Genomic DNA, 6040 nt, shown 5'->3' with positions numbered 1-6040 from the left:
CCACACCCGAGGGCACATCCTTGGCGCCTGAGTCGTAGGTCTTCTCCCAGATGATAGCCGGACCGTCATAGGTGTTGGCCCATATCAAGCCAAAAGCAAGAGCCAACCCGCACAACGCCTTCAATAAGCTTTTCATTCTATCCTCCTTTTGAGTGCCTCACAGCCAGCCCTGTAGAATAAATACCAAATATTCCACAGGACCAGGATTCTGTCCCGCTATCTCGTGGAAATTTCCACGCATAATGTGTACTACGCAACCAACTGCGTCTCATGTTAGTCTTCTTCTCGGACGGCGAGACTGTCGTTTAACTTGCGTTGTCTAAATATACACAACTTTTGGTGGGGTGTCAAGTTGAATCTGTTCTTAACGAACGTTATATAGATGTAGGCGGAGTTATGGATGTGTTGTGGGTAGTAGCTCCTGCAAGGGAGGATTCCTTATCCCAGGTGCAGATTCTGTGTGGATTACGTGTGCTATGGATCAAAACAACTCCTCAAAATCGTGACGCTCGCAGTGCCGGTTTTGTTGAACTCCGTTGATTAGCCATTCTGCAACTCTAGCGAAAATTTGGTGAGCGTCAACCTTGATAGAGCTTGACAAGAATCAACTTTGGACTAAATTTAATACATCTTGGCATGGCGGCTTCTGAAAAAGAAGTTGCGAAAAACAATGGCTTTGTTGAACCATCCGCATAGGAGCTGTTTTTGCCTTTGTTTTACTGTTGGTTCCTTCGCCATGCCAAGAACACTGACGGGAGAACAAAGAAAAGAGTGAAGAGTTATTAATCGAATCTCTCAGAAGGAGAATAAGCATGGGTTTAAATTGGGTAGAAGACATCATTTCCCATCTCTATAAGTTGGAGGGGTATATGGTTGTTGAAAATGAAGACTTACCAATGCCGAAAACGGCAAATCGCCGAGTTCCGGGGCATTCAGATATTGATGTCATAGCCATCAAAGGTGATGAGTTGATACATATAGAGTGCCAATCTTGGTGGGGTCCTTCCAAAGAGAATGAGCAGAAAGGATTTGACCGGCTAAAAGATAGATTCCATTACGCTCCAACTCATATCTTCGGGAAATACCCCTTTTTGGACAAAGGTAAAATTAGAGTGAAGAAGATTTTTGTCACGACTGGCAAACCGGAAAAGAGCAGAGGGAATGGCCCTTGGGATAGGTTGCATAAGTTTTGTGTCGAAAATGGAATTGAGCTGATGGAAGTAAATGATGTTATTAAACGCTTAATCGAAGTACTCAAAGAGAAATATCCGGATTCACACATAGTTGGCAAAGAGAAGGGGATAGCAAGATTTTTGATGCATCTCATTCACAACGACTTCTTGAAATGACAAGTCTCATAGGGATCGAGCTTTAGGTCCGTGAACCTTATGGTGGAAGTAACGTTGAATCCCTACGTCCGCTCCTAGGGAGCGGCTACCTCCCTTATAGAAGGGGGGACAACCTCCCAAGCCCCCCTTGCTAAGGGGGGATAAAGGGGGGATTACTATGTTAAACCATCGCCTCAGTCACGACAACGCATCCAAGTAGACTGCTTGACTCTTTAAGATTTTGGGCTAAGCTATAACGATGAGACACTTTCGGCTCCTTTTATTCCTCCTGCCCGTTCTGGCCTATCCTGCTGCGAGCAAGTACGTGGTGCTTGAGTTCGAGGGGACCATAGGCCCGGTGTCCGATCGCTACATCGCCAACGGCATAGATAAAGCCGAGGAGCTTGATGCTGACTTCATCCTGCTCAAGCTCGACACCCCTGGCGGGCTGGACGAGTCCATGCGCAGGATCGTTAAGAAGATCATGGCCTCGGATATCCCTGTGGTGGGTTACGTTTATCCTGTGGGTGGCCGCGCTGCCTCGGCAGGGGTATTCATCATGCTCTCCGCTCACGTGGCGGCCATGGCTCCGGGCACCAACATGGGTGCGGCTCATCCGGTGGCCATGGGAGGCCAGCAACCCGACTCGATCATGATGGGCAAGATAGAGAACGATGCGGTGGCTTTTATCCGATCGCTCGCCGAGGAGCGAGGCAGAGACCCTGACTGGGCAGAACGCGCGGTGCGCGAGTCAATCTCAGCGGCTGCCAACCAGGCGCTCGAGCTGGGACTTATCGACTACATCGCTTCTTCACTCGAAGAACTACTCGAAAAGCTCGACGGTCATAAGGTCAAGATGCCCGAGGGCGAGGTGGTTTTGCAAACCGCCGACGCCGAGGAGATCGAGATCGGTTTGCGCTGGTACGAGAGGCTCTTGCGGGTGCTGGCCAACCCGAACCTTATCTACATCCTTTTAATGATCGGCATCTACGGGGTTATAGCGTGGGTTCAGAATCCCGGTTCTATCATCCCTGGCGTTGTCGGTATAATCGCTTTGATATTTGCGTTCTACGGACTTCAGGTGCTGCCCATCAATTACGCAGGGTTGGCGCTTATTGCCGTGGCACTTATACTTTTCATCCTGGAGGTGAAGATCACCTCATATGGGATGCTAACCATAGGAGGGATAGTGTCGTTGGTTTTAGGAACGTTGCTTATGTTTCAGTCAACCCCTTCGTTTTACGGGATATCCTGGCCTGTGATAATCACCATTATGGGGCTTGTTGTTGCGTTGTTCGTACTCATAATCTGGCTTGCGGTCAGAACCCACGTGCGCAAACCCACCACAGGCCAGAGGGGAATGGTAGGGTTAGTGGGCGAGGCGCGAAGTGACCTTGACCCCGAGGGCTCGGTCTACATCCGCGGCGAGTACTGGACCGCTGTTGCCGCATCCGGCAAGATCAAGAAGGGCACAAAGGTCAAGGTTGTGGATATGGACGGCATGACGCTCAAGGTCGAGCGCGAGGACTCCTGACCCTTGACAAGCGGGGGGGATGGACTATCCTTTTAGTGCAAACTAACATAAGGAGGTGGACGGTGAAGTTCTTAAAGCCTTTTATAATCACCGCAGCAATTGTGGTGGTTCCTTTAACAAGCTACGGCTGGACGAAGACTTATGGTTATGAGAATTACGATGATTACGCCTATTGCATTCAGTCCACTACCGACGGGGGCTACATCGTAAGCGGAATTACCCATGGGGTCTTATGTTGGCTCCTTAAAACCGACAGGTGGGGTGACACCCTGTGGACACGAATCTACGATGGTTCAGGAAGATGGGTACAGCAGACCTCAGGTGGTGGTTATATCCTGGTCGGCAGTTTAGAAAATGACCTGTGGCTGCTTAAGGCCGATGCCTCAGGCGATAGCGTTTGGGCTAAAACATACGGGGAAGAAGGTAAAGATTGGGGCAGGTGCGTACGTCAGACTACGGACGAAGGCTATATTATCGTAGGATGCAAAGATGACGACTTGCCGAATCCTTATGAACAGGATCTATGGCTTCTGAAGACGGATTCACTTGGGGACACCCTATGGACGAAACCCTATGGGGGAGACGATATTCAGGGCAAGGGAACCTCGGTTTGTGAAACTTCCGACGGTGGATATATTATAAGCGGAATTGCGGGGATAACCGGTGAAAGCCAGCTGTGGTTGATGAAAACTGATGCTAATGGTGATAGCCTGTGGAGTAAAAAGTTCGGTAAAAGTATTTTATTGTTTTCGGGGCCATATGCCCAGCAGACCTCTGATGGCGGTTATGTAGTCGTAGGAAGCTTAGAACAAGATGTAGCAGGCTTTGATTTTTGGCTGATAAAAACAGATTCGACGGGTGACACTTTGTGGACGCGCAGCTGGGGAACTCTAGATTTGGATATGGGATGTTCTGTTGGGAAAACCACTGACGGCGGCTACATTATTAGTGGGGTAAAAGGGTGGTATTATCCATCAGGAGACCTTTGGCTCATCAAGACAGATTCAGTGGGCGATACCCTCTGGACTTGGGAATATGGTGAAGACTATGTGGCTTGGGGCTACTCGGTACATCAGACTGAAGACGGTGGTTATATAATCGCGGGAGAGCGGAATCGTGGAGGGCCGGGGGGAGGCGACTTATGGCTTCTCAAGACCAACGAGTACGGCGATACGGTGTGGTACGAGGGTGAGCCCAGGGAAATCCTAAATCCTCAAGAGGGTGACACCGTTGATTATATGATACCTGCGGCCTGGTTCAAGAACACCGGCACATATCCTATCCAGGACTTCTACTGCCACTGCGAGATATGGCCTTGGTCCGGGGATTCGGCGGCTTGTGCCTATCTTTCACCGCCCTACCACGTCAAATACTGGGTGAGCTACGAGGTTGAACCGGGCGACTCGATCTTGATAAAGTTCTCAGAGTGGATGTGCGACGATAGCTCCCGATACGTGGCCAGCTTCTACACCACCAAGGATGAAGAACCCCTCTGGTCAACCAACCCTAAGACCGTTTCCTTCCAGGGCACGCCCTACACCGGTGTTATCGAGGATAAACCTGCACAAGCCTCACCCTCCTGGGGACTTATCTCCTCCTGCGGACCGAAGATCATCCTTAAATACTCCAACTACCCGCAGGGCTTTTCCGCCTCTATCTTCGACGTCGCAGGTCGCAAGGTGGATGAGTTGAAGTCTGTTGACGCTTCCGGTACAATCACCTGGGGTGATACTGCACCAACCGGTGTCTACTTCATCCGCATTTCATTGGGCGCTCGATCGGCTATCCGTAAGGTGATCCTGCTGAGATAACATCACATTAGGAGGATAATGGTAAGTATCGATAAAGCAATCTCTTATGTCCAATCGCGCGGTGATGCCATAGAAAAGGCAAGGCTGGCTTCTATCCTTTACCAGGAGCCTTGTCCTAAATCGGTTCTTGAAGAACTTTCTCAGCTTCAGTTTGCGGATGGTGGGTTCTCGTACTGGCTGCCCGGGCGCAGCGTGAGCACGGTCTGCGATACGGCCTACCTGCTGAGCTGGTTCGACGACTTATCGATCCGCACCGATGAGATGCTCGATCGGGCGATTGAGTTCATATTCAGACATCAGAGACCTGACGGCGGCTGGGACGAGGTTGAGGAGATCAAAGAGCTTGATCCACCTGACTGGCTCACACCAGGCAGGCTCAAGACACGTGTTTGGCTCACGGCATATTGTGCTCACCGGCTCTTTCGCTTCGGTTTTGCTGAGTCCCCGAAAAGCAAAGCCTGCCCAGCGGAGTTCCTCATGGCTCATCAGGAGTCCTCAGGCAGGCTTACAGGCTATCTTCGCGCTACCTGGGACGCGCTGGTTCTATTTGCCTACTATCCTGGTAAAGACTCCGAGCCGTTCAGAAAGGCTCTTGCAGTAACCGAATCTGAATGCAGGGCTGAGGAGTGGGATGCAGGGTATCTATGTTGGCTTCTGCGGTGCCTTCGCGATGCGGCTCTCGAAGCTTCCCATCCTCTTGTAAGTCGCTGTATTACTGCACTTGAGAGTAAACAGGAAACAGATGGAAGCTGGCAGCCCGAAGAAGGGGAGGAGGGCTACGAGGTGCAGGCTGTCCTTGAGGCTTTGCGTCTGCTGAAGGGCTATGGGAGAATATAGGGTTTTATTCGGAGTCGCTTTTCCCAAAACCTTTATCAACCGAGGTAACTATCTATCGGCGCACGAACTACACAGCCTTGACATGGGCGTTAAATCCACTATTATTTTACATCTGGAGTAAATCAAGGGACACGAGAGGAGGTTTCGTTCCAGAGGCTCTTCTGGGGGCGAAGAGACCATGTAATGCTGATTCGCTAGGGTTGACAAAGACAGAGGAATCTATATAATTTAAGTTCGTCTTGTGATTTTGCAAAACGCCCATGTAGCTCAGTCGGCAGAGCACATCCTTGGTAAGGATGAGGTCGCCAGTTCAATTCTGGCCGTGGGCTTGTAAACGTAATCTTGCAAGGAGGAAAGCAAATGGCGAAGGCCAAGTTTGACAGATCGAAGCCGCACATAAACGTAGGAACTATAGGTCACGTGGATCACGGTAAGACCACGTTGACAGCGGCGATAACCAAGGTGTTGGGCTTTGCGGGCGGAGCTAAATTTACGCCTTTTGATGAGATTGACAAGGCGCCTGAGGAGAA

General features: G+C 50.4%; 5 protein-coding genes and 1 tRNA gene. All 6 read left to right on the top strand.

Annotated elements, in window-relative coordinates:
- The first annotated feature begins 812 nt into the window (after positions 1-812).
- A complete protein-coding gene (locus CEE36_11560) occupies positions 813-1349 on the top strand; it encodes a hypothetical protein (GenBank protein TKJ36541.1) in 537 nt (178 codons plus the stop codon).
- A 238-nt stretch (positions 1350-1587) separates the two neighbouring features.
- Entirely contained in the window at positions 1588-2862 is a 1275-nt protein-coding gene (locus CEE36_11555) for a serine protease (protein ID TKJ36540.1), read from the top strand.
- A gap of 62 nt (positions 2863-2924) precedes the next feature.
- A complete protein-coding gene (locus tag CEE36_11550; protein TKJ36539.1) occupies positions 2925-4673 on the top strand; it encodes a hypothetical protein in 1749 nt (582 codons plus the stop codon).
- Positions 4674-4691: 18 nt separating this feature from the next.
- Complete coding sequence (locus tag CEE36_11545) at positions 4692-5510, top strand: hypothetical protein (GenBank protein TKJ36538.1); 819 nt, start codon at positions 4692-4694, stop codon at positions 5508-5510.
- 256 nt (positions 5511-5766) lie between these two features.
- A tRNA-Thr gene (locus CEE36_11540) sits at positions 5767-5839 on the top strand.
- A 31-nt stretch (positions 5840-5870) separates the two neighbouring features.
- Positions 5871-6040 (top strand): hypothetical protein (locus CEE36_11535; GenBank protein TKJ36537.1); only part of this gene is annotated, 170 nt, incomplete at its 3' end.

The sequence above is a fragment of the candidate division TA06 bacterium B3_TA06 genome, from assembly GCA_005223075.1.
Lineage (GTDB): Bacteria > Hydrothermota > Tepidihabitantia > B3-TA06 > B3-TA06 > B3-TA06.
Note: the sequence above shows the minus strand (reverse complement) of the source record. Positions and strands in the feature narration are given on the sequence as shown.